Origin of the sequence: Candidatus Aalborgicola defluviihabitans, from assembly GCF_016705985.1 — a bacterium.
Lineage (GTDB): Bacteria > Pseudomonadota > Gammaproteobacteria > Burkholderiales > Burkholderiaceae_C > Allorhodoferax > Allorhodoferax defluviihabitans.
This window is the reverse complement of record NZ_JADJKN010000005.1, coordinates 242,359-262,570: the sequence shown is the minus strand read 5'-3', so window position 1 is coordinate 262,570 and position 20,212 is coordinate 242,359. Positions and strand designations below refer to the sequence as shown.

Below are 20,212 nucleotides of genomic sequence, written 5' to 3'. Positions count from 1 at the left end.
CGCATGCGCCGACAGCGAGACACCCTTGAGCACTTCATTGGTGCCAAAGCGCTTGTGCAGGTTTTCGACCTGGAGTTTCATTCAGGCTCCCAATAATTCGCCGGTGCGAAAGGCTTTGGCACCGGCAATCTTGCCCAGCTCGCCTCCGGCCAATACATAGCGTTCGCGGATGCGGGCATAGAACACGCCCGCCACACCTGCGACTACGCGTTGCGTGTGGTTGGCAAGCGGGTCCACAATTTCTGCTACCAGATCGCCTGCCTGCAGCGTTTGGCCTACCTCGGCAGCAAACACCACAATGCCGGGGGTAGGTGCAAGCACGGTCTCGGAACCTGCCAGCGGTGTAGCCAGGCAGCGCGCATCGGGCAGTGCCACTGGTTGTGCGCTTGAGATCGCCCCCGCGTGCTGCAGCCACGTGAAGAGGGCTTGTGCATCGGCCTGCGCGTAGGCGTGGCTCACGTCGGCTTCGCCGCGCAACTCAATCGTGGTGCTGCAGCAGCCCTGGGGCAGGGGGGCCGGGTTACCCGTGATCGCCAGCTTGTCGGCCAGACGCCACCACACGCCTGACAAACATTCGTCAATCGGACCACTGCCAGAATTTTTGGCCAACAAAACGGTCTGGCACTGCAGCAGGCGGGTCAGTGGCTCCAGTTGCGGCCAGCAGCTTTCTTCGGTGTAGAAGTGCATGACGGCCTCGCAGTCGCAGTGCAGGTCCAGCATGGTGTCGGCATCAAAAGCCAGGCTCAGCAGGGTGTGGCGCAGGCTGTCCAGTTCGGTGGTGGGAACCGAGTTACGCAGGTAGTCACCGATGGCTGCGCGCACGGTGGCCACATTGGCCTGTGCGTTGGCACCCAACTTGGCTTGGACGGTGGGCCAAATAGCCTGGGCGAGGTCAGGGTAATGGCGGTTGAAGTTCTCTGACGTGCCCAGCTCAAAACGGCCCATGGCTTTATGGTCCAGGCGCTGGGCCAGGCCTATGGGGTTGGCGATCGGCACCAGGACGATTTCGCCGGTGATGTGCCCGGCGGCATCAGCCACGTCCAGCAGGGCGCGCAGGTGGTGTGCCACCAGCATGCCCGGTAATTCTTCGGCGTGCAGGCTGGCCTGGATGTAAATCTTGGGGCCGCGCCCCGGTGTGCCGTAGTGCAGGCTGCACAAGGTTTTGTGGCTGCCCAAGCTGGGCGACAGCAGTGGGTGGTTGAGGCGTTGCATGCTGTCAGGGTATCAGCTTTGCCGCACGGCCAGATAGGCCAGCAGGTGCCGCTCGGCCAGCTTGAACAGGCCAATCAGGCAGAACGAAGCCACCAGGTAAATGGCGGCTGCGGCCAAGTAGGCCTCAAACGGCAAGTAGTAGTCCGAATAGATGCGGCTGGCTGCGGCAGTCACGTCCAACATGGAGGGCACGGCACTGGCCAGGCTGGTGCTCTGCAGCATCATGACCACCTCGTTGCTGTAGGCGGGCAGGGTGCGGCGCAAGGCGCTGGGCAGCACGACGCGAAACATCACCTGCAGACGGCTCATGCCAAAGGCTTGGGCAGCCTCGATCTCACCGGCGCTGGTCTCGCGGATGGCGCCGGCCAGCATCTCGGCGGTGTAGCCGGCGGTGTTCAGGGCAAAGGCCAAGAGGGCGCAGAAAAACGGTTCCTTGAAATGGGTCCAGGGCCAGACCGTGTCCCAGCGCGCCTGAATCCATTCCAGCTGACCCAGCCCGTAATAAATCAGGTAGACCTGAATCAGCAGCGGGGTGCCACGAATCACATAGGTATAGGCTCCCACCACCCAGCGCAAGGGCGCCCAGGGGCCGGTGAGCAGCAGGGCAAATACCAGCGCCATCACCCCACCCACGGCCAGGGATGCGAACAACAGGCTCAATGTGGTCACAATCCCGTGGCCAAACAGCGCCAGGTTTTGTGGTTCGAACAGGACAGCCCAGTTCATTTACAGCGTGCCCCGCTTGGCACCCAGGCTGAAGCGCACGCCCAATCGGCGAAGCGCCATCAATGACACGGTGGTATAGACCAAAAACAGCGCTGCGGTGAACAGGAAAAACACAAAAGGCGAGCGCGTGGCAGCGCTGGCCTGCTTGGCGGCGTAGGTCATTTCTTGCAGACCAATCAGGCTGATCAGGGCAGTGGCCTTGATCAACACCAGCCAGTTGTTGGTAAAGCCTGGCAGGGCATAGCGCACCATTTGTGGCGCGGTGATGCGCAAAAACGTCTGGGTGCGCCCCATGCCAAAGGCCCAGGCGGCTTCGATCTGGCCGTGGGGGATGGCCAAAATCGCGCCGCGAAAGGTTTCCGTCATGTAGGCGCCATAAATAAAGCCCAGGGTCAGCACGCCGGCCACAAAGGGGTTGATGTCCACCGTGGCTTCGCTGCCCATCCACTCCAGCAGGTTGTTCAGGCCAATGGTGCCGCCATAGAAGATCAGCAGCATCAGCACCAAATCGGGGATGCCACGGATGACGGTGGTGTAAGCCGTACCCAGCGCCACCCAACCGCGCCGTCCCGAGAGCTTGGCGCTGGCACCCAGCAGGCCCAGCACGATGGCCACCAGGAGCGACGCCAACGAAACCCCCACCGTGAGCACGGCGCCCTGCAGGATGGCGGTGACGTAGGCGCTCATGGGCTCTTACTTGCCGTAGACGTCGAACTTGAAGTACTTGTCGTTAACCTTCTTGTACTCGCCGTTGGCGCGAATGGCCTTAATGGCGGCGTTGAGTTCACCCTTGAGCTTGTCCTGACCCTTGCGCAGGCCAATGCCGGCACCAATGCCAAAGTATTTGGGGATGTACAGCTCATCGCCCTTCAGTTCGTAGTTCTTGCCTTCGGGCTTGCTCAAAAAGCCACCGGTTACTTCCACAAAGTCGGCTACGGTGCCGTCCAGTCGGCCGGCATTGATGTCCAGGTACACCTGGTCCTGCGCCTCGTAAGACACTACCTCTACGCCTGCGGGCTTCAACTCACCCAAGGCATATTTCTCTTGTGTGCTGGACTTGAGCACGCCAATTTTCTTGCCCTTGATGGAAGCGGGGCCGGTGTATTTGACATCTTTTTTGGTGACCACGCGGCTGGGGGTGTTGTAGTACTTGTCGGTGAAGTCGATTTGTTTGAGGCGGTCTTCGGTGACGGACATGGAGCTGATGATGACGTCGTACTTTCGCGCCATCAGCCCTGGAATCATGCTATCCCAACCCTGCTCCACAAAGACGCATTTGCGCTTGATCTGCTCGCACAGGGCTTTGGCAATGTCCACATCGAAGCCTACGGGCTGTCCATCCTTCTTGAAAGTGAATGGCTCGTAGGTGGGGTCAATGGCGACGCGCAGATCTTTGCCCTGGGCGAAGGCTGTCACGCCCACAGCCGCTAAAACAACGGCCAACAGTAGTTTCTTCATGGATACATCCTTGAATTGCGAAAATTTGATTCTACGGGCGAGTTTGACCCTTTAGGGTGCAGACGAATGCAAAACCTTAAAATCGCGGGTTACCCGAAAGCACCATGAACGCCCTTGTTGACGTCTCCTTCTTTCCGCGCGCCGCAAAACCGCTGACCAGTTACCGCAAATACTGGGCCGCGCGTTTTGGCACGTCCAAGTTCTTGCCCATGAGCCGCGCCGAGATGGAAGCGTTGGGTTGGGATAGTTGCGACATTGTGCTGGTCACTGGCGACGCCTATGTGGACCACCCCAGCTTTGGCATGGCGGTGATTGGCCGCCTGCTGGAAGCCCAGGGTTTCCGGGTGGGCATCATTGCCCAACCCGACTGGCAAAGTGCCGATCCCTTCAAGGTGCTGGGCAAGCCCAACCTGTTCTGGGCGGTGACCGCGGGCAATATGGATTCCATGATCAACCGCTACACGGCTGACCGCAAGATTCGCAGTGACGACGCCTACACCCCCGGCGCCGAAGGCAACAAGCGCCCCGACCATGCGGCCATTGTGTACAGCCAACGCTGCCGCGAGGCCTTTAAAGACGTACCCATTGTGCTGGGCGGTATTGAGGGCAGCCTGCGCCGCATTGCCCATTACGACTACTGGTCTGACAAGGTGCGCCGCTCTATCGTGGTGGACGCCAAGTGCGATTTGTTGTTGTACGGCAATGCCGACCGCGCCATTGTCGAGATCGCCCACCGCCTGGCTGCCCGCGAGCCGGTGCAAAAGATCACGGATATTCGTGGCACCGCTTTTGTGCGCCGCCCGGATGACGAAACCGGCAAAGACTGGTTTGAAATGGATTCGACCAGCGTGGACGAACCCGGGCCAGTAGAAACCCACATCAACCCGTACCAGACCACGTCGGAGCAGGCGGCGGGTCAGGGCGGTAGCTGCGCCAAAGAGGATGCGGGCCAGTCCAGTACCCTGAATGCTATTAATTCAGGAGCTACTCATCTAGATTCGACGAGGGCTACAGGCGAGAAACCCTTAACCTTTATGCCCAACCCCGCGTTGCAGGGCAAAGGCAGCCTCAAGCTACCACCGCGCGAGCGCAGTGTGATCCGCCTGCCCAGCTACGAGCAGGTCAAGAGCGACCCCGTGCTCTACGCCCACGCCAGCCGCATGCTGCACCTGGAAACCAACCCCGGCAACGCCCGCGCCCTGGTGCAGGCGCATGGCGAAGGCACCACCGCGCGCGACGTGTGGATCAACCCGCCGCCCATCCCGCTGACCACGGTCGAGATGGACTACGTGTTTGACCTGCCGTATGCCCGCAGCCCGCACCCGGACTACGCAGACGAGAACGGCAGCCACGATCACAGCACCAAAATTCCGGCGTGGGAGATGATTCGATTCTCCATCAACATCATGCGTGGTTGTTTTGGTGGTTGCACGTTTTGCTCCATCACCGAGCACGAGGGCCGCATCATCCAAAGCCGCTCCGAAGAATCGGTGATCCGCGAGATTGAAGACATTCGTGACAAGGTCAAAGGCTTTACCGGCACCATCTCCGACCTGGGTGGCCCCACGGCCAATATGTACCGCCTGGGCTGCAAAACACCCGAGATTGAAGCGGCCTGCCGCAAGCCCAGCTGCGTGTACCCCGGCATCTGCCAGAACCTGACGACCGACCACGACCCGCTGATCAAGATCTACCGCCGGGGCCGCGCGCTCAAGGGTGTCAAGAAAATTCTGATCAGCTCTGGCCTGCGCTACGACCTGGCATTGCAAAGCCCCGAGTACGTCAAAGAGCTGGTGACCCACCACGTGGGCGGTTACCTGAAGATTGCGCCCGAGCACACCGAGGCTGGTCCGCTGACCAAAATGATGAAGCCGGGCATCGGCAACTACGACAAGTTCAAGACGCTGTTTGACAAGTTCACGCTGGAAGCGGGCAAGAAGCAGTTTCTGATTCCGTACTTCATTGCCGCCCACCCGGGTACCAGCGACGAAGACATGATGAACCTGGCCATCTGGCTGAAGAAGAATCGCTTTCGGGCCGACCAGGTGCAAACCTTCTACCCCAGCCCCATGGCCAGCGCCACCGCCATGTACCACAGCGGGCGCAACCCGTTGCGCAAAATTCACCGCACGGTGGAGACTGACGATGAGAATGTAGACGTGGTGCGTGGTGAAAAGCGCCGCCGTCTGCACAAGGCCTTTTTGCGTTACCACGATCCCAACAACTGGCCGCTGTTGCGCGAGGCTTTGAAGGCCATGGGCCGTGCCGACCTGATCGGCAACGGCAAGCACCACCTGATACCCACCTACCAGCCCATTACCGGTGGCTGTTACGACAATGCGCGCAAGAAAAATTCCACCTTCCTGACGATTCCGTCCATGGTGGTGGAAAAGCCCAAACCCGGAAGCATGCTGACGCAGCATACCGGCCTGCCGCCGCGCGATACCGGCGCCAAGCGGGTGGCTACCAAACCGATTCGCAAGCCGCGTTAGTTTGTCTGCGGTGTGTACACTGCGGGCTCAAGGAATAGCAAGGGAGAACCTCTATGCGACTGCGTCTTTGGGTCATTTTGTTCGCCATCGCTGCGCTGACAGCTTTCGTGATATTGAATTGGCCGGTATTCATCGCGCCAACGCCGCTGAGCCTGGGGTTTGCCAGCTACGAGGCTCCGTTGGGAGTTGTCATGTTGGCTTTGGTTGTAGGCATGTCACTGGTCTTTGCCGCCTACATGGCAGTGTGGCAAAGCACTATTTTGATGGATGCGCGCCGTCAGGCCAAAGAAATTCAAGCCCAGCGTACGCTGGCTGAACAGGAAGAGACCTCCCGGTTTTCGGAACTGCGTACCACGCTGCATTCGGAGTTTGAGCAGATGTCAAAGCGCCTGGAAACCTCCCAGTTGGCCCTGAGCCAGGAAATCCGCGACAACGTCAATTCGCTCGCCGCAATACTTGCCGAGATGGACGATCGCGCAAAGCCACATCCTTGACGCTAAAGCTACGTTTGCCGAATCCTGCTTGTCACACGCCCTCAGGGTGCGTGTTTATGCACCTTGGAAAAAGGGTCGTCTGGCACGGTATCGCCCGGATGTAGGTCCGGGGGGCGGGTAGCCGCACCAAAGCTGGATGCACCAAAGCTGGATATCTGGCTGTCCTGGAACGCCACCGAATCTTCCCAGGCGGACCAATCGGCGTCCGTGTTTCCCTCAGCCACTTGTGGCAGGGGCAATGGCTCCAGTGAGCCAAAAGGTTTGGATGCTGCCGGCGTTCGTTTGGGGCGAACACTTTGTTCGACAACCGGCTTGCCACTGGATCGCTTGAAAAAATCGAACATGAGGGCCTCCGCATGTGACGCCCTGCGATTCTTACCATTTTTTGCGGTGTTGTCATCCGGGTGTTTTCGGGGTGCCTGGTGTCACGCCGCTGCGAGGGTGTGCAGTGGAATGTCTTTATCCACTGCCAATTGCTCCAGTTGGGCGCGCGTCTGTGTCAGCAGGAAGGCGGCAATGGCTGCATGGGTTTCTGGCGCAAACATGGCCATGATGTGGGTCACCTTCAAACCCACTGCACCACCCAATGACGCGGCAAAGTGCGGCTCCAGCGCAGCCAAGGCCACACGGCCATCCTTGCAGGAGTACACGCGGTAGCCTGCGTGGCCACCACCGACGGCTGAGCCCGGTGTGGTCAGGCCCCAAACGCGGGGCATGGCCAGGTAGCCTGCAGCAACCGACAGCGCAATCTCCATCCGCACGCCCTTGCCCTTTTGCAATTGCAGCAAACGGGCTTGCAGCACGGCTTCGGATGCCATCAGCGAGCCAGCCATGTCGGCATACAGCGTCGGTGGCAGAGTCAACCCGTCGACCAGATTGTTTTCTGCCAGGTAGGTGAGGTCATGGCCTGGTTCTTCGGCCCGCGCACCGGGTGCGCCGACGATGGCGATAAGCGACAGGGCAGGGTACTGCTGGTGCAGCCGCTTCCAGTCCAGACCCAGCTTGTTCAAGGCAGAGGGGCGAAACGAGGTGAGCAGCACATCGGCCTTGGCCAGTTCCCGGTGCAAGGCCTTCTGGCCTTTCTCTGACTTCAGATCTACGTTGGCAATGCGCACACCTTGGTGCAAGGTGTCGTAGGCCTTGCGGTTGTACAGGCCCATGGGGTCGCCCGACGTGCCCTTGGGCGCGGTGGGGTGGGCGGGAGGCTCCAGTTTGACGCAAGTTGCGCCCATTTGGCGGCAGCGCATCAGGGCGGCCGGGCCAGGCAAGTTGAGCGCCAGGCTTAGAACGCGCACGCCTTTCAGCGGCAGAAATGGCTTGGGCGTGGTGGTAGTGGGAGTCTTGGTGGCCATGGGTGTGCAGAGTGTGGGGGTTGCCCATGATAATGGCTGTCCTTTCGCTAGCAGCGGGTAGCCCTTTGACCAATAACCAACTTGATTTTGCCTTTGTCGCCGAGCTTCCCGTTCTGCCAGTTCCACCGAAGCGTGCCCGTCGCAGTACGCGCTTGTCGCCGGCCTCCCAGGCCTCGGCCCAGCCGGCCAACCCTGTGCCCCTTGGCGTGCCACCCAATCCGTCCGGTATAGAAGCCATGGCCGTTACATTGGAGTCACATCCCGACTACCGCGTGATTCGCCGACTCAAGCCCCGCTTGGAATGGCCAGCGGCGGGCGAGCAGGGCGTGTGCCGCGTGGTGGTGCTGGATACCGAGACCACCGGGCTGGACCAGTCCAGGGACAAGATCATGGAGCTGGCCCTACTGCGCGTCGATGTGGATCTGGCCAGCGGCCTGCCCGTGGGTGCGGTGCAGGTTTACGATGGCCTGGAAGACCCCGGTATGCCCATCCCGCGCGAGGTGCAGGAGATCACCGGCATCACCCCCGCCATGGTGCAGGGACAACGTCTGGACGAGGTCCGCATTGCCGAATTGTTAGCCGGCGCAGACTTGGTCATTGCCCACAATGCCGGTTTTGACCGCCCGTTTGCCGAGGCGCGTCTGGATCAATTTCGCCACCTGGCATGGGCTTGCTCATTTGCTGACATTCCCTGGAAGGCGCAAGGGCGCCGATCCGCCAAGCTGGAAAGCCTGGCGCAGGAACTTGGCTGGTTCTATGACGCCCACCGTGCCGAAATGGATTGCCATGCGTTACTGGCCGTGCTGGCCCACGATCTACCGGTTTTGCCCCATACGGGCCTTGCGCATCTGGTGGAACAGGCCGCCAAGCCCAGCTACCGCGTAATGGCAAGCAACGCCCCCTTTGACGCCAAAGACCTGCTCAAGGCCCGCGGCTACCGTTGGAACGCCGAGCAAAAAGTGTGGTCCACCCGTGTGGGTGACAGCAAGGCCCTGCAGGCAGAATTTGACTGGCTCAAGGAGCACGCCTACCGCCAGCGATCTGCCGTGGTGCAGTTTGAAAAGCACGATGCCTTGGCGCGCTACTCCGGGCGGCCGGGCGAGATGCTGAACCACCAGTTATAGAAGCCCACTGTGTCCATACGTACTTTGACATTGGCCAGCATCCAGGTCGCTCAGGCTCGCAAGGTCATGATCAGTGGGCGTGTCATCCTGACGGCCATCCACAAAACCGACGTGCAAGGTGCCGTGGTGGTCAAGCCCTTGGGCCTGGAAGGCGACGAGCAGGCCGACCCGTCCGTTCACGGCGGGCTGGACAAGGCCGTCTGCGCCTATCCCAGCGAGCACTACGCCTTCTGGCGCCAGCAGCGCGAGCAGGCCGGCGTGGCCGGCATCGACGACGCGCTACTACATGGCTCCATCGGCGAGAACCTGACTCTGCAGGGACTGCTGGAGACTGATGTGTGGGTGGGCGACGTGCTGCGCTTTCCCCACTGCACACTGCGTGCCACCCAACCGCGCGAGCCCTGCTATAAATTCAATGCCGCCAGGGGCGCGGCAACTGAACATTGCGCAGCGGTTTCGGGACAAAATATTCAAGCACCGGCTGCTGGCGTGAGCGCAGTCAGCCCATTGCTTGGATGATTTCGGGCCTGCCTATTTCGACCGCTACGGCCAACGCGGTCTTGCCCTCCAGGCTGGTGTCCTTGGTTACACCCCGCCCGGCAATGAACAGCGCTACGGCCAACTGGTCGCTGCGGCGGATGGCGGCGAAGAATTGACCCTGATCAAAATATTGCAATCCCATGGCGGTAAGTTGTTGGCGGGCCTCCATCTCAGGCCCATGCGTCAGTGTGCTGGCTGCCGGCAGGCTGGGCGCCGTTGGTGCGGGATCTGCGGCGAAGCCCTTGCGCTGCAGATTGCGGTTGGCATCCAGCAGCATCTCGATACGGGCAAACACTTCGAACCGTGAAAACGGTTTCTTCATGAAATCGTCGGCACCAATCTTGTTGGCGTAGAACTGCTCGGTTGCGTGCTCGTTGCCGCTGATCATGATGACGGGAATGTGGTGGGTAGCTGGATCTTTGCGGATCACGCGCAGCGCCCCGAAACCGTTCATGCCTGGCAGCACGATATCCAAAAAGATCACGTCGGGCTTGGCTTCGGCCAGCATGGCCAGACCGGACTCTGCGTCGCCTGCGTCGCGTGTGATGTAGCCGGCCGAGCGCAGAATCTTGCGCAGAACGGCAACTACGGTAGGCGAGTCGTCGATGATGAGCGCGATAGCGCCGTGGCGCGCGTTTTTGCGTTTGCGGTTACGCCGCTCAATGGCGGCCTGTACCGGCGATGCTGCAGCGCTTGGGGTCGGACTGCCGGGGTCTTTTTTGGGAAGAATTTTGAAACGGTCAAAAAAGCTCATGGCATTGCCTTGGAAAATGGGAGCGGCTTCACAGGGATAGCAAGCATTTTTGCATGGGTTGCTGTTGTGCAACCGGCTTCAGTGCCCAAATTCTTGCTTGGGACGTGTCTTCTGGAAAACCATGGGGATGCCTGCTTGCTCAGCAGCCTTTTCCTTTTTGGCCTGGTTCAGTACCGATGTTTTGATCTTGCCCACCACATGCATCTCGCAGGGCTTGCAGTCAAAGCGCAGCGTGAGTTTCTCCTTGCCGTTGATGAGTTGTAAGGGCTCGGCCTTGACCTGACCTTGCACGCCCACCACGCCTTTGGCCTGCTTGGGGCACAAACTCAAAGAGAAGCGCACGCAGTGCTTGGTAATCATCAGGCTGACCTCGCCCAACTCTTCATTGGCCTCATACGCGGCATCGATCAGCTTGACACCGTGGCGGGTGTAAAAGGCTTGGGCGGACTGATTGTGCACGTTGGCCAGGTAGCTCAGGGTGTCTTGCGGGTAGGGCACGGGTGGCTGTACAGGCGTGGCGCGTGGCAGGCGCTGCCAGGCGTGCGAACGTGCGGCTTCGAGTGCTTCAATAGCCTCACGGCGCACGACATTTAAAAAAGATGCTGGTAAAAATAGGCCACTAGCCCTCGTCGTATCTGCTTCAAGCGCTATAAAAATAGTAGTACCCAGTTTGTTGATCTGGTTGCTGTTGGCTGCGTCGGCTGCTGCTGCATCTTTGGCGCGTTCGTGGGGCAGTGCGATCTGCGCTGTGCCCACATAGCCATCTTCGTCGGTATAGGTCAAAGCAATGCCGTGCGCTGTTTGTGACAGTGTTGCCCAGGCCCCTATACGCCGGTTGCTGGATCTTTTGTCCAGCACACGTACCCAGTCCACATCGCGGTTGCGGTTGACTTCCAGGCCCTTGCGCAGGTCTTTCAGACCCGCCACGGCGTCTTTCGGGAACACGCGCCAGCGGCCCTTGGATGCGTTCACCACTTCGGCACGGTTGATGGCCATGCCCACCAGTTCCTTTTGCAGGTCGTAGTAGCACAGGCCGTCGCCGTTGTGCAGCACCATGGCCGTGTCGCTGAGTTCCAGCTCCACCCAGTTGGGCCCCACCTGGGTCACGTAGCCGATAGGTTGGCCGGGGTTTTTGGGGCTATCAAAGGCGCCAATGTCCATCTGGCGGCCCTGCACAAAGTAGTCGGTGAACTCGCGGTTGAAGTTCTGGTTGGGGTCGGGCGTGAAGCTAAAGGTGGTGCGCCCGCTACTGGAGCGGGTGAACGGTTGGCTGGAGCCTTCCCGCGCTTCTATGAGTTCGTCCAGCAGCTTGCGGTAATGGGCGGTGATGTTTTTCACGTAGCCCATGTCCTTGTAGCGCCCCTCAATTTTGAAGCTGCGAATGCCTGCATCCACCAGGGCCGCAATGTTGGCGCTCTGGTTGTTGTCTTTCATGGACAGCACGTGCTTGTCGTGGGCGACAAAGCCGCCCGCTGCGTCCACCACCTGGTAGGGCAGGCGGCAGGCCTGGCTGCATTCGCCCCGGTTGGCGCTGCGCCCGGTGTGGGCGTGGCTGATGTAGCACTGCCCGCTGTAGGCCACGCACAGGGCGCCGTGCACAAAAAACTCCAGCGTGCAGTGGTCGGGATCGATCACCGCGCGGATGGCGGCAATCTGGGGCAGCGTGAGTTCGCGCGCCAGCACGATCTGCGACAGGCCCACGTCTTGCAGAAAGCGGGCTTTTTCGGGTGTGCGAATGTCAGTCTGGGTGCTGGCGTGCAGCTGGATGGGCGGCAAGTCCAGCTCCAGAAGACCCATGTCCTGGATGATGAGGGCGTCCACCCCCGCGTCATACAACTGCCAGGCCAGCTTGCGCGCGCCTTCCAGCTCATCATCCCGCAAAATCGTATTCAGGGTGACGAAGATGCGGCTGTTGAAGCGGTGGGCATGGCGGGCCAGGCGTGCAATGTCGGACACGCTGTTGTCGGCGCTGGAGCGTGCGCCAAACGACGGGCCACCAATGTAGACGGCATCGGCCCCGTGGTTGACGGCTTCTATGCCAATGTCGGCATCGCGTGCCGGGGCCAGGAGTTCAAGCTGAAAGTCGGGGAGGGACATGGCGCGATTATCCCAGTTGTGTTCGGCGCACTTCAAGTTATTGGCTCGCCTTCGGAATCCTTTCGGATTTGGAAGTGGCTGTAGCGCAGCTACGCACGTTGGGGCGGTCTAAAAAGGGCGGGGTGGTCTGCTGATTGCAGATTGCTAACGGTCGCCCAAAATGTTGACGCGTGAAATGTGCCCAACGCGGTATTGCGAGTCTGCCAAACAGGCAACCTAGTCGTACAAATCTGGAATCAGCGGTTTGCTCATTATGTCAACACCAGGCTTTGGAGGGTGGGAAAAAGCTTGCGCCAAAGCAGCTCCGTTCCATGGCGAGTCGGCGGTGTAGCAGGCGCGGTCGAGTTGCTGCAGTGGCAGTTCGTAGCGCGCGTCCATCAGGCGTTCGGCCAGGCTGTTGAGTCCGCGTGGCGGCGACTTCGGCCATACGGCGCTGGCCCATTCCAAGATGTGTTGCCGGGCCAGTCGGGGATCGTTTGCGGTGCAGGCCCGTTGCAAAGCTGCCAGGGCTGCGCTGGCGCTGCGCGATGCGGGCACGGTGGTGCTGGCACTGTTTGACGCGAAGGATGTTTTGGTATCCACTGTTGGTGTACTCGACACAACCCTGCGGTGTGCGCGCCACCACAGCAGCAGGGTGCCCAACCACAGCGCGGCCAAGGCAGCGCTGATCCACAGCCAGGGTGTTGATGCCATCAGCTGTGCCTTGCTGAAGCCACTTGCGCTACCTGCAATGTTGTCCGTACCTGTGCTCGTACGGTTGTTACCGAATGGCGTGCCAGAGGTGCCAGAGGTGTCCGTGGCTGCTGTGGCGTTGGGCACTGCCCCGGCAAGGTTGCTACCGGTCCCAGTGCTCGGATTGGTAGCAGGCAAGATTTCCAGGCTGCGCTCAGGCAGGTCGATGCTGTGTTGTGTGCGGTTCACCGTGTCCCACCAGACCAGGTGAAACGCGGGCAATACATAGTGCCCGGGAGCGCTGGCTATCAGCGCAATGTCCTGGTCTCGGGTGGCGCGCAATGTTTCCCCCTGCAGCCCTTCATCGGTTTTGGCTTGGTCAGGGTATTTTTTGATACCGTCAGGCACGGCCATCATGCTGGCCAAATCGGGCAACTGCCCCGCGGTAACACCCATTGCGCTCAAATGCAAATGGCGGGTTAGTGGCTCGCCGACATGCAGTGCGGTCTGTTCGGGCCGCCAGGTTTCTTCCAGCGTCAGCTTTTGTGCGGGTAACCAGTTGCTGGCGTCAGCGTTGGCTGGCCTGGCTTGCACGTTCATTTCAATGGGGTCGGCCTGCAGGTGCACGGTGCGCATGGGGCGGGCAAAGCGGCCCATGGTTTGACCAAATACGTTGCCAAAAAAGGAGTCGATGTCTGCGTCGCCACCCGATGCGGTCTCGTCCTGCACCTGGGCTTGCAGCACCGGGCCCTTGAGCGTGATGGCGCCGCTGCGCTGCGGTATCAGCACATATTTGCGTTCTATGACCTGGTAGTCCCGCCCGTTGCGGGATTCGGTATGTTGCTGGTCCTTTCCTATCTGCCGGACCAGCACATCGCTGTTGCCCTGCATATCCAGGCTGGCCTGAGCCATTTGCACGCCCACGTTCAAGCGCAGGCTCAACACCACGGCGGATTGCACATAGGGCTGCTTTTGATCTAACGTGCCGCTCATCGTGATCTGCGATTCTGCGGTGTTGGTGTTAGTGCCAGATTTGGCTTGAGCTGCACCGGAACTGACGGTGAGCTCCAGCGCATCGGATTGCTCGCCACCCCACTGGATGGGCGCAATGCGGATGGTGCCACCGTGCTTGGGTGCCAACAACACGGTGAACTGCGTTTGCGATGACATGTGCCCGTTGGTGATCTGCACACTGGAGCCGCGCTGAGTGCCCAGGATATCGAAGTCTTGCCGCAATGCTGTAGTGTCGGGTTGCTTGTCGCCATTACCGGTGTTGATGACGACAAGACGCACGCGCTCACCGAGCGCGACCTGGGTCTTGTCCAGCGATGCGGTGACCGCCGCCCAGGTGGAGAAACAAATACCGCTGGTAATTAGGGCCATCAGCGTACGGCGCAGAGTGCTTGTCATGGTTTTTGCCCTTGCTGCCTGAGCATGTGTTCAATCAAAAATTTGCGGCGCAACAGCCCGCCCGGATCGTCCGGTATGGCGCGCAGCCATTGCTCTTGCGCAATCTGTTTTTCGGTCGGGGGCATCTTCACGGCATCGGTGGCGCCCGGCTGTCCTGGAGCCGGCGCGGAGGCGCCGTTTTGCGGCATTGCGGGCGGCTGCGCGCCTTTGCCCAAACTGGTTTCGGCGTCACGCCGCGCCTGGGCGGCATCGTCTTTGGGGCTGGAAGCCGTTGCGGCGGGTGCCGATGGTCCACCGGCTTGTTGTCCCGGTTTGGCTGGAGGCATCTGGCCCGGCTTGTCCGAAGGCTGTTTGCCGGGCTTATCGTTGGGTTTGGGCTCGGACTTGTCGCCTGGTTTTTGATCGGGTTTGTCGGCGGACTGGCCACCCTTTCCATCCTCAGGCTTAGCGTCTGGCTTGCCATCTTTACCGTCTGGTTTGGCTTCTGGTTGCCTATCTTTTTTCCCATCCTGCTTGGCATCCTGTTTCGAATCCTGCTTCGCATCCTGCTTATCGCCCGCCTTGCTGTCTTCTTTGCTTTGCTTTTCTTGGTTTTCTTTTTGATCTTGCTTACTACTGTCCTGCTTCTCGTCTTTGTTTTTCTTCAGAGCGGCGGCTACAACATCGCGGTTATGGCGCGCGTCGGTGTGCTGCGGGTTGAGTTTGAGCGCGGCGTCATACGCGTCAATGGCACCCTGCAAGTCCCCGGTGTGCGCCAGTGCATTGCCTCGGTTGTAGTGGGCCTCAGCAGTGTCAACGCCAGACAGTGTTTTGGACGCGCCGGCGTAGTCGTGCGCCTGAAGCGATGCATGGCCCTTGCGCTGGGGGTCGACAAATTCTTGGGCTGCGCCTGCGGCATCACCCTGTCGCAGCAGGGCTTGTCCGCGTTGGTCGGGCGTGCGCCACATCCGGGACCACAGGCTGGCGGTGGGGGCATTGGTTGCAGCAAGCGCCAACACCGTGCTGGCCATCAGCAATGCGGCTGTCGCCAAGCGTGCCGCCATAGTCATGGGTTTCATAGCCACCTCCGGCGCGCCAACAGTGCGGCTAGCAGCAACACAAGGGGAAGAATGTAGATGCCAGCATCTTGCCAATGCGCCACGCTCTGGTCTTGTTCGGCCACGGCTTCGCCAGGCCGTGCTGAGGTGGATTGCAGATTAGCCAGCAATGCCGTAGGTTGGGCGCTGTCCACGAAGCGCCCGCCACCTGCGCTGGCCAATTGCTGCAGCAATTCGGCATTGAGCCTTGTCATTTGTGGCTGGCCCTTGTCATCTTTTGTAAAACTGCCATCGGCATTGCGCATGGGCGCGCCCCCTGCTGTGCCCACACCCACCGCGCTAAGCGCAATCCCTTGTTGTTTGAGTGCAGCGGCGATGCGCAATGCTGCTGCCGGGTCGTCAAAGCCGTCGCTGAGTACTACGATGCGCTTGTCGCGAGAGCCCGATGCATTGAGCAACTTCTGGGCTTGCTCCAGGGCAGGTGCCAGGTGGTCGCCGGCGCTGGGCATGAGGTCGGGTGCCAGCACTGGCATCAGGCTGCGTACTGTGGCTACATCCTGGGTCAGGGGTGCCACGGTATAGGGCTCGTCGCTGAATGCGACCATGCCCACCCGCGCATCACGCGCCGTGCTCAGAATGTCATCGACCAAAAAGCGTGCCCGAGCGACCCGACTCGGTGCGACGTCAGTGGAGGCCATGGAGGGCGACAGGTCCAGCACCACCACCCATGCTGCGGGTGCGCGGTAGGCCGCGGTTTTGTCTTGCTGCCAGCTTGGCCCCGCCAAGGCCAGCACGGCCAACGTCCATGCCAGAGCCAGCCACGGCCAGGGACTCAGGCCGCGTGTGCCGCTACCTGCGGCGTGCGTGGTGTCCAGGCGCAACGCGGGCAACAAATCAGCATCGATAAATTGGGCGGCATTGCTGTGCAGATTGCGTTGGCGTGCCAACCACACAACCAGTGCCCACAACACCGGCAACGCCAGCAGCCACCAGGGTCGCAAGAAATGAAACGCCTGCAAGAACGATTGCAAAAAGGTTGGGACCGTTGCCATCATGATTGTCTCCGCAGGCAAACGACCAAGACGCTCAAGAAGAGTGCCAGCGCCAAAGGCCATGCAAACCATTCGGTGGTGGGGCGGTACCACTGGGCAGTTGCTTGGGCGGGCTCCAGTTTGTCAATTTCTGCATAAACCTGGTTCAGGCTTTCGACGTTGGTGGCTCGGAAGTAGGCGCCGTGGGTGATCTGGGCGATGGATTTGAGCGCATCCTCATCCAGGTCAGTATTGCCGACGGGGCCTGCCATGCCGTCCTGTACGGTTGCACCGACGCCGATGGTGTAGATGCGCAGGCCCTCTTGCGCTGCAAATTTGGCGGCCTCGATAGGGTCCATCAAGCCAGCGGTGTTGCCCCCGTCAGTCAGCAAAATCAGCACCATCTCGCCATGGCCGGCGGTTTGTTCACGGTGCGCCTTGAGCCGTTTGATGGCCAGGCCAATGGTGTCGCCAATGGCGGTCTCTGGCCCGGCCACACCAATCATGCCCTCACGCAAGAACTGACCTACAGTGTTCAGGTCCGTGGTTAATGGCGCCTGCAAATACGGGCGGGTACCAAACAAAATCAGACCAACCTGGTCGCCCACGCGGTGGCGCAAAAACTCGCTACCAACCGCCTGCACCACCTGCAGGCGCGTGGCACCGCCGGCCATGTCTTGGGTCTGCATGGAGCCTGATGTGTCCACGGCCATCATCAGTTGGCGCGCCGTGGTAGCCACAGGCACCGGGTCGTCCAGCCACTGCGGCCGAGTGGCCGCTGCCACCAACAGCAACCAGACCACGGCGAACAATGCGATTCTCCAACGGGCAGGCGCGCGCAACGCCAGCGTGGCGTTAACCGACACGGCTGCCGCAAATGGCAGAAACACCGCACCCGCCTGCGGCGTGGCGGCGGGCAGCATGCGTGCTACCAACCACGGTAGCGGCAAAAACAAAAGCATCCAGGGCCAGGCAAACTGAATCATTTGCGGGCCTTTAAAAATGCCCGCGCACCGGCCACCCAGCGTGGACGGTTTGCCTGTTGGGGAGTGCCGCCGTAGGCGGCTTGCAGCAGGGCTTCTCCGGTGGCACCTTGCCATTGCGTGGCGCCATGGGCAATGGCAAATTCAAGCCAGTCGTTGCCACTCAGGCCGGCCACGGCTTCGCGCCCATAACGCACTACGGCATAGCGGCGCACCAGATGTTCCAACGCGTGGGCCAAGGCGGCATCACCAACGGTAGTGCTTTCCACTCGGGCCAATTCACGCAAGCCGCTACGGCGCAAGCGCTGGGCTGGGCTGCGGTACCTAAGCCAAAAGCACACTATGGCCGCTACCAACAGCAGAATCAGGCCCCACCAACCGGGCGCGAGCGGCCACCAACCCACCGGAGGCGGCGCATGGGCCGGTGCCAACTGCGCGAGCCAATCGGGTTGTGCAACAGGGTCTAAAGTGCCCACCGTGGCTCCTTTATCAATGCAACGAGGTTATCGGACAGCGCATCGGCTGTGTCCAGGCGAACCAGTGGCAGGTTCAGGGCTTCGGCCATAGCTGTCAGGCGCGCCTGGCGCTCGGTCCAGGCAGCCTGCCAGGCATCGCGGCTTGCCTCGCCGTTCACCCACCACAGGCGCTGCGGCAAACCCACGCGGTGTTCACCGGCAGGCAGGCCGTTACGCTCCAGCGGGTCGGTCAGCCATAGCAGGCGGCAATCGTTTTGCCGTGCAATGCCGGCCAGCATGTCTTGAAGCGGCGGGTCGACTTGGGCGAAGTCGCTTAGCAGTAGCACCAGACTGCCAGGTTGCAACAAAGGGCGCAGCGTGGTCAGCGCCGTTTGTAAGCCGGTTTGCACGGGTGCGTCGGGCGCACGGGGTTGCCCCTCTATTAGGGCTTGCAAGATGGGTAGCACACCAGCCTCGCGACCACGCGGGGGCAAGATGTGTGGTGCGGCGCTGCCATCCACAATGATGGCACCCACGCGGTCACCGCCCAGAGCGGCAACCCAGGCCAAAAGGGCGGCAGCCTGCAACAGTACGGCCGATTTGAACTGGCGTTTGCTGCCAAAGAACAAGCCCGAATGTAGGTCGGCCACGATCCACACCGGGCGTTCGCGTTCTTCGCGAAATAGCTTGGTATGGGGCTTGCCCCGGCGGGCTGTCACGCGCCAATCGATGGTGCGCGCATCGTCACCGGGCACATAGGGGCGTACTTCTTCAAATTCGAGACCACGCCCGCGTTGGGCACTGCGGTGGCCGCCGTAGAGCTGAGCCATCGCCGAGTGGTGGGCATTCAGGCTCAGGCCGCGCGCCGCAACGCGCAGCAAGACCAGGTCGCTCAAGTCGGGGAGTTTCATGGCGCGGGAACCAGCCTCAACAGTTCGTCGATGCAGTTTTGTGCAGTTGTGCCGCGTGCTTGGGCTGTGTAGTCCAGTAGCAGGCGGTGTCGCAATGCATCAGGAGCAATGGCCTGCACATCTTCAGGGCTGACATAATCGCGCCCCGCTAACCACGCCAAAGCACGGGCGCCGCGCTCTATGGCAATGGCCGCGCGCGGACTGGCACCCCAACGTAACCACTGGGCCAACTGTTCGCTGTACGGCGCTGGGCGTCGCGTGGCGTCCACGAGTGCCGCAATGTAGTCAGCCACCGAGTCGGCCAATGTGATGCCCAATACTTCACGCCGCGCGGCAAACACAGCGTCTTGCGTCACATGGTGGGCCGGGACCAGCAGTTCGCGCCCGTCTTGCGCCTCGCGCCGCGTCAGGTCCATGATCAGGCGAGTGGTTGCACGGTCCGGATAGTCCACCAGTGTGTGCAGCATGAAGCGGTCCAATTGCGCTTCGGGTAGCGGATAAGTGCCTTCGTGTTCCAGCGGATTTTGTGTAGCCATGACCAGGAACAGGCGCGGTAGTGGGTAAGTTGCCATGCCCACGCTGATCTGGTGTTCGCCCATCGCCTCCAGGAGCGCAGATTGCACCTTGGCTGGCGCGCGGTTGATTTCGTCGGCCAGTATCAGGTTGTGAAACAGCGGGCCGCGTTGGAACTGGAAGCTGCCCTGCTCGGGCCGGTAGATGTCGGAACCCGTCAGGTCAGACGGCAACATGTCGGGTGTGAACTGCACGCGCTGGAATTCGCATTCCAGTCCATTGGCTAGGGCTTTGATGGCCCGTGTCTTGGCCAGGCCCGGCGGCCCCTCGACCAATAAATGGCCATCGCCCAACAACGCAATCAGCAGACTCTCGACCAGCTTGGGCTGGCCCAGAATCTGCGTGTTGAGGTAGTTACGCAATGACTTGAAGGATGCCAGCGCACCGCTGGTGGCGATTACCGGTGGATAGTCAGGAGTGGTAGTGTTCATTGTAGAGACAAGCAATTAGTGTTCAGTGGGGTGACTGGCATCTGGCGACAGCAAGACTCCAGCTCGGTGCGTTGGCGACATTTCTAAATAGCCTTCTTGATACGAAAATCGCTCCTGCACCACCGTATGTTCCAGCGACGAAGGGTGCTCGCACCAGCCGAGAGGGAGTCAACGAAGTGAGCGTCATGAAAAGTACGGAGGATTGGACACGATTTGAATATCGGACCGAACACTTAGGCCAAGCTTAAGCGGCCTCCAGCAATGAGGGGACGATTTCACCAAACTGGCCAGTTCTGGACCTTTCAATCGAGTGCTGAAAGTATGCCTTCCACACGCATTCCGAAATTGACCCCAAGTATCCGACGACGTTGTTTAGCGGAATGCCGACGGATAAGCCTGCGAATGGTGTTGACGCGAGACTAGCGGCTACGACTGCCAGAAGCAGCCAGCGGCCCATTGG

Annotated in this window: 19 protein-coding genes; 4 read left to right on the top strand and 15 right to left on the bottom strand. The window is 60.7% G+C overall.

Translation table 11 applies throughout. The features are described from left to right. Nucleotides 1-81 precede the first annotated feature (81 nt). The 4 genes from IPI80_RS06085 to IPI80_RS06070 are packed head-to-tail and all read right to left on the bottom strand — an operon-like array spanning nt 82 to nt 3,396. A complete protein-coding gene (locus IPI80_RS06085; RefSeq protein ID WP_413858179.1) occupies nt 82-1,212 on the bottom strand; it encodes a M14 family metallopeptidase in 1,131 nt (376 codons plus the stop codon). A 12-nt stretch (nt 1,213-1,224) separates the two neighbouring features. Beyond that, complete coding sequence (locus tag IPI80_RS06080; protein ID WP_413858176.1) at nt 1,225-1,938, bottom strand: ABC transporter permease; 714 nt, start codon at nt 1,936-1,938, stop codon at nt 1,225-1,227. Continuing rightward, nucleotides 1,939-2,625 (bottom strand): ABC transporter permease, encoded by a 687-nt coding sequence (locus IPI80_RS06075; protein WP_413858174.1) that lies wholly within the window; start codon nt 2,623-2,625, stop codon nt 1,939-1,941. Between the two features lie 6 nt (nt 2,626-2,631). Continuing rightward, nucleotides 2,632-3,396, bottom strand: coding sequence for a transporter substrate-binding domain-containing protein (locus IPI80_RS06070; protein ID WP_413858172.1), 765 nt, complete (start codon nt 3,394-3,396; stop codon nt 2,632-2,634). Nucleotides 3,397-3,500: 104 nt separating this feature from the next. On the opposite strand from IPI80_RS06070, the gene IPI80_RS06065 reads away from it, so the two are divergent. Together IPI80_RS06065 and IPI80_RS06060 are read left to right on the top strand one after the other, a co-directional pair. Beyond that, entirely contained in the window at nt 3,501-5,888 is a 2,388-nt protein-coding gene (locus IPI80_RS06065) for a YgiQ family radical SAM protein (protein ID WP_413858169.1), read from the top strand. Nucleotides 5,889-5,941: 53 nt separating this feature from the next. Then, nucleotides 5,942-6,382: a LapA family protein gene (locus IPI80_RS06060; RefSeq protein ID WP_413858167.1), complete on the top strand. Its 441-nt coding sequence runs from the start codon at nt 5,942-5,944 to the stop codon at nt 6,380-6,382. A gap of 41 nt (nt 6,383-6,423) precedes the next feature. On the opposite strand, the gene IPI80_RS06055 is transcribed toward IPI80_RS06060, so the two are convergent. Then, the gene (locus IPI80_RS06055; protein WP_413858165.1) at nt 6,424-6,726 is read right to left on the bottom strand and encodes a hypothetical protein; all 303 of its coding nucleotides are present in this window, start codon (nt 6,724-6,726) and stop codon (nt 6,424-6,426) included. An 81-nt stretch (nt 6,727-6,807) separates the two neighbouring features. Further along, nucleotides 6,808-7,734, bottom strand: coding sequence for a CoA transferase (locus IPI80_RS06050; protein ID WP_413858163.1), 927 nt, complete (start codon nt 7,732-7,734; stop codon nt 6,808-6,810). A 152-nt stretch (nt 7,735-7,886) separates the two neighbouring features. On the opposite strand from IPI80_RS06050, the gene IPI80_RS06045 reads away from it, so the two are divergent. After that, the gene (locus tag IPI80_RS06045; protein WP_413858161.1) at nt 7,887-8,858 is read left to right on the top strand and encodes a 3'-5' exonuclease; all 972 of its coding nucleotides are present in this window, start codon (nt 7,887-7,889) and stop codon (nt 8,856-8,858) included. 9 nt (nt 8,859-8,867) lie between these two features. Then, nucleotides 8,868-9,377 (top strand): MOSC domain-containing protein, encoded by a 510-nt coding sequence (locus tag IPI80_RS06040; RefSeq protein WP_413858159.1) that lies wholly within the window; start codon nt 8,868-8,870, stop codon nt 9,375-9,377. Here IPI80_RS06040 and IPI80_RS06035 read toward each other — a convergent pair. From IPI80_RS06035 to IPI80_RS05995, 9 genes are all read right to left on the bottom strand, one after another. Further along, nucleotides 9,358-10,152 (bottom strand): response regulator, encoded by a 795-nt coding sequence (locus IPI80_RS06035; protein WP_413858156.1) that lies wholly within the window; start codon nt 10,150-10,152, stop codon nt 9,358-9,360. The genes IPI80_RS06040 and IPI80_RS06035 overlap by 20 nt on opposite strands. Nucleotides 10,153-10,230: 78 nt before the next feature. Continuing rightward, nucleotides 10,231-12,249, bottom strand: coding sequence for a peptidase U32 family protein (locus IPI80_RS06030; protein WP_413858154.1), 2,019 nt, complete (start codon nt 12,247-12,249; stop codon nt 10,231-10,233). Between the two features lie 216 nt (nt 12,250-12,465). Beyond that, nucleotides 12,466-14,331: a BatD family protein gene (locus tag IPI80_RS06025; protein ID WP_413858152.1), complete on the bottom strand. Its 1,866-nt coding sequence runs from the start codon at nt 14,329-14,331 to the stop codon at nt 12,466-12,468. Then, complete coding sequence (locus IPI80_RS06020; RefSeq protein ID WP_413858150.1) at nt 14,328-15,389, bottom strand: tetratricopeptide repeat protein; 1,062 nt, start codon at nt 15,387-15,389, stop codon at nt 14,328-14,330. Before IPI80_RS06020 ends, IPI80_RS06025 begins: the two co-directional genes overlap by 4 nt. Continuing rightward, nucleotides 15,386-16,423: a VWA domain-containing protein gene (locus IPI80_RS06015; protein WP_413858148.1), complete on the bottom strand. Its 1,038-nt coding sequence runs from the start codon at nt 16,421-16,423 to the stop codon at nt 15,386-15,388. Before IPI80_RS06015 ends, IPI80_RS06020 begins: the two co-directional genes overlap by 4 nt. Continuing rightward, nucleotides 16,420-17,385, bottom strand: a complete 966-nt coding sequence (locus tag IPI80_RS06010) for a VWA domain-containing protein (protein WP_413858146.1) — start codon at nt 17,383-17,385, stop codon at nt 16,420-16,422. The genes IPI80_RS06015 and IPI80_RS06010 overlap by 4 nt, the downstream gene beginning before the upstream one ends. Then, on the bottom strand, nt 17,382-17,858 hold the full coding sequence (locus IPI80_RS06005; RefSeq protein ID WP_413858144.1) for a DUF4381 domain-containing protein: 477 nt from the start codon (nt 17,856-17,858) through the stop codon (nt 17,382-17,384). The genes IPI80_RS06010 and IPI80_RS06005 overlap by 4 nt, the downstream gene beginning before the upstream one ends. After that, nucleotides 17,846-18,748: a DUF58 domain-containing protein gene (locus IPI80_RS06000; protein ID WP_413858142.1), complete on the bottom strand. Its 903-nt coding sequence runs from the start codon at nt 18,746-18,748 to the stop codon at nt 17,846-17,848. Before IPI80_RS06000 ends, IPI80_RS06005 begins: the two co-directional genes overlap by 13 nt. Continuing rightward, nucleotides 18,745-19,752 carry an AAA family ATPase gene (locus IPI80_RS05995; protein ID WP_413858140.1) on the bottom strand — a complete coding sequence of 336 codons (1,008 nt, stop codon included), beginning with the start codon at nt 19,750-19,752 and terminating at the stop codon, nt 18,745-18,747. Before IPI80_RS05995 ends, IPI80_RS06000 begins: the two co-directional genes overlap by 4 nt. Nucleotides 19,753-20,212: the final 460 nt, after the last annotated feature.